The following is a 2,244-nucleotide window of genomic DNA, read 5'->3' as shown; positions in this document are numbered from 1 at the left end:
GTCGCCTTCACGACCCGGCAGCACGTGATAGGCCACGGTGACGGTGACGGGATTACTGGTCACGGTGTCCTTTACGGAATGGACACAATGCGCGTTCAAAGATTCAACGAGATTTTTTTGCGACCTGGGGTGCGTCCGGATCGTGACTTTATATAGCGCTTTCTGTGAGCTTGCCGTGGTGTGTCTTGCGCTACTTCCGGTAACTCGCGTGGATTTCCGGAAAGTGCTTGCCCAGTGGTTCGGGAAAGTTGCACGATCGCCGTCCGGAACAAAGGAGATCGCCATGTCGAGGTACGTCTGGAATTTGTCGGATGATGCTCGGAAGGCAATCGATCAGGCGCGATCGGTGATCGAATCGGCTCGAAAAGAGGTGACCGCCCACCCGATTTACCAGCGGATGTCCGAGCGGGAGCACCTGGCGGCCTTCATGAGCCACCACGTCTTCGCCGTCTGGGACTTCATGTCCCTGCTCAAGTCGCTCCAGCGGGAGCTCACCTGCGTCGACGTGCCCTGGGTGCCCCGCGGCTCCGCGGTCGCCCGCCGGCTCATCAACGACATCGTGCTGGTGGAGGAGAGCGACGCCCTGAACGGCGGCTTCACCAGCCACTTCGAGCTGTACCGCGCGGCCATGGCCGAGGCGTCGGCCGACACTGCCCCCGTCGACACCTTCGTGGCGCTCCTCGCCGAGGGCCACGACGTCTCCGCGGCCCTGCGCGTCGCCCGGGTGCCGGCCCCCGCCGTGGAGTTCGTGCGCACGACCTTCGGGATCATCGCCGACCGCCCGCTGCACTGCCGGGCCGCCGCGTTCGCCTTCTCCCGCGAGGACCTGATCCCGGACATGTTCGACCAGGTCGTCAAGGAGGAGGGCACCGACGGCTTCCCGCTCTTCCGTGACTACCTCGCCCGCCACATCGAGGTCGACGGCGAGGAGCACACCCCCATGGCCCTCCAGATGGTCGCCGACCTGTGCGGTACCGACGAGCAGCACTGGGCGGAGGCCACCGACACGGTCCTCGTCGCCCTGGCGGCCAGGTCCCGCCTCTGGGACGGAATCACGGACGCGATGGGCTGACCGGCTCGGGTGCGCCGGGCCCGGCGTCCGCCGTGTCCGGCGCCTCCCCGAACCGTGCCAGTGCCAGTGCCCCCGCCACGGCCACCGCGAAGCCGAGCACCGCCAGCCAGGTCAGGCCCTCCCGGGTGCGGTCGCCGAGCCATACGACGCCCACCGCCGCGGGACCGATCGTCTCGCCGATGACCATGCCGGCCGTCGCCGTGGTCACCGAGCCGCGTTGGAGCGCCGAGGTCAGCAGCATGAAGGCCGCGCCACCGCCGACGAGGAGGGCGTACGTCGCCGGATTGGTGAGGAGGTCCGGCGGCCGCAGCGTGTCGATCAGCCGTACCGACACCTCCACCACCCCGAACCCGAACCCCGCCCCGAGGCCGAGGACCAGCGCCCGCCCCCGCCCGGACAGCCGCCCGCCGGCCAGTCCGAGCAGCAGCACACCCAGGGCGATCCCGAGCATCGTCCACTTCAACGCCGTCGACCCGGCCCGGTCCCCCTCCGGCCCCGAGGCCAGCCCCAGCATCGCGAGCCCCGCGCACACCACCGCCACGGCGGCCCACTCCACCCCGCTGAGCCGCACCTCGAGCAGCCGCGCCGCGACCACCGCCGTCACCGCGAGCGACGCGGCCAGGGCCGCGCTCACCGCGTAGATGGGGAGCGACCGCAGGGCCAGGATCTGGAAGACGAACCCCAGCCCGTCCAGGCCGAGACCCACGACGTACCGCCACTGCCGCACCGCCCGCAGCAGCAGCGCGGCCTCGCCGCCGGTGCCGTCACCGGCCTCCCGCGCGGCCATCGCCTGGAGAACCGTCGCCGTACCGAAGCAGACCGCCGCCGCGAGGGCGCACACCATTCCGAAGAGCACAGAGGGACTGTAGGGGAGACGGGCGAGCTGCGGCCGGGCGGGAAGGTAAGAAGCGGGCCCGGGACGCCCCGGACCCGCTTCCTTCCGTCCCGCCGGAGGTCAGCTCGCGCCGGCCAGCCAGGCGGTGGCGTTCAGGGCGAGCGCCGCGTTGGTGGCGCCGGAGTCGTTCCAGCCGTCGTACAGCTTGTTGCCGGACTGGCCCGTGCCGTCGTCGATGGGCGAGCTGTCGCCCCAGCAGGCCCAACTGGATGCTGGAACGCGCCGTCCGCAGCCTCCCCGACAAGGGCGGCGACGCCCAGGCCAAGGTGGCCGGTTC

2 protein-coding genes and 2 pseudogenes are annotated in these 2,244 nt (G+C 70.5%); 1 reads left to right on the top strand and 3 read right to left on the bottom strand.

Annotated elements, in window-relative coordinates:
• Positions 1-285: pseudogene (locus tag ABZ646_RS45355) on the bottom strand (hypothetical protein); the annotation flags it as partial.
• A gap of 85 nt (positions 286-370) precedes the next feature.
• On the opposite strand from ABZ646_RS45355, the gene ABZ646_RS45350 reads away from it, so the two are divergent.
• The gene (locus ABZ646_RS45350) at positions 371-1,072 is read left to right on the top strand and encodes a DUF3050 domain-containing protein (protein WP_360533283.1); all 702 of its coding nucleotides are present in this window, start codon (positions 371-373) and stop codon (positions 1,070-1,072) included.
• Here ABZ646_RS45350 and ABZ646_RS45345 read toward each other — a convergent pair.
• A complete protein-coding gene (locus tag ABZ646_RS45345) occupies positions 1,053-1,916 on the bottom strand; it encodes a DMT family transporter (protein WP_360533286.1) in 864 nt (287 codons plus the stop codon). The genes ABZ646_RS45350 and ABZ646_RS45345 overlap by 20 nt on opposite strands.
• 114 nt (positions 1,917-2,030) lie before the next feature.
• A pseudogene (locus ABZ646_RS45340) lies at positions 2,031-2,168 on the bottom strand (hydrolase); the annotation flags it as partial.
• Positions 2,169-2,244 lie beyond the last annotated feature (76 nt).

The organism is Streptomyces sp. NPDC007162 (assembly GCF_040634175.1).
Taxonomy (GTDB): Bacteria; Actinomycetota; Actinomycetes; order Streptomycetales; family Streptomycetaceae; genus Streptomyces.
The sequence above is the reverse complement of the archived record's forward strand: the minus strand, read 5'-3'. Positions and strand labels throughout refer to the sequence as shown.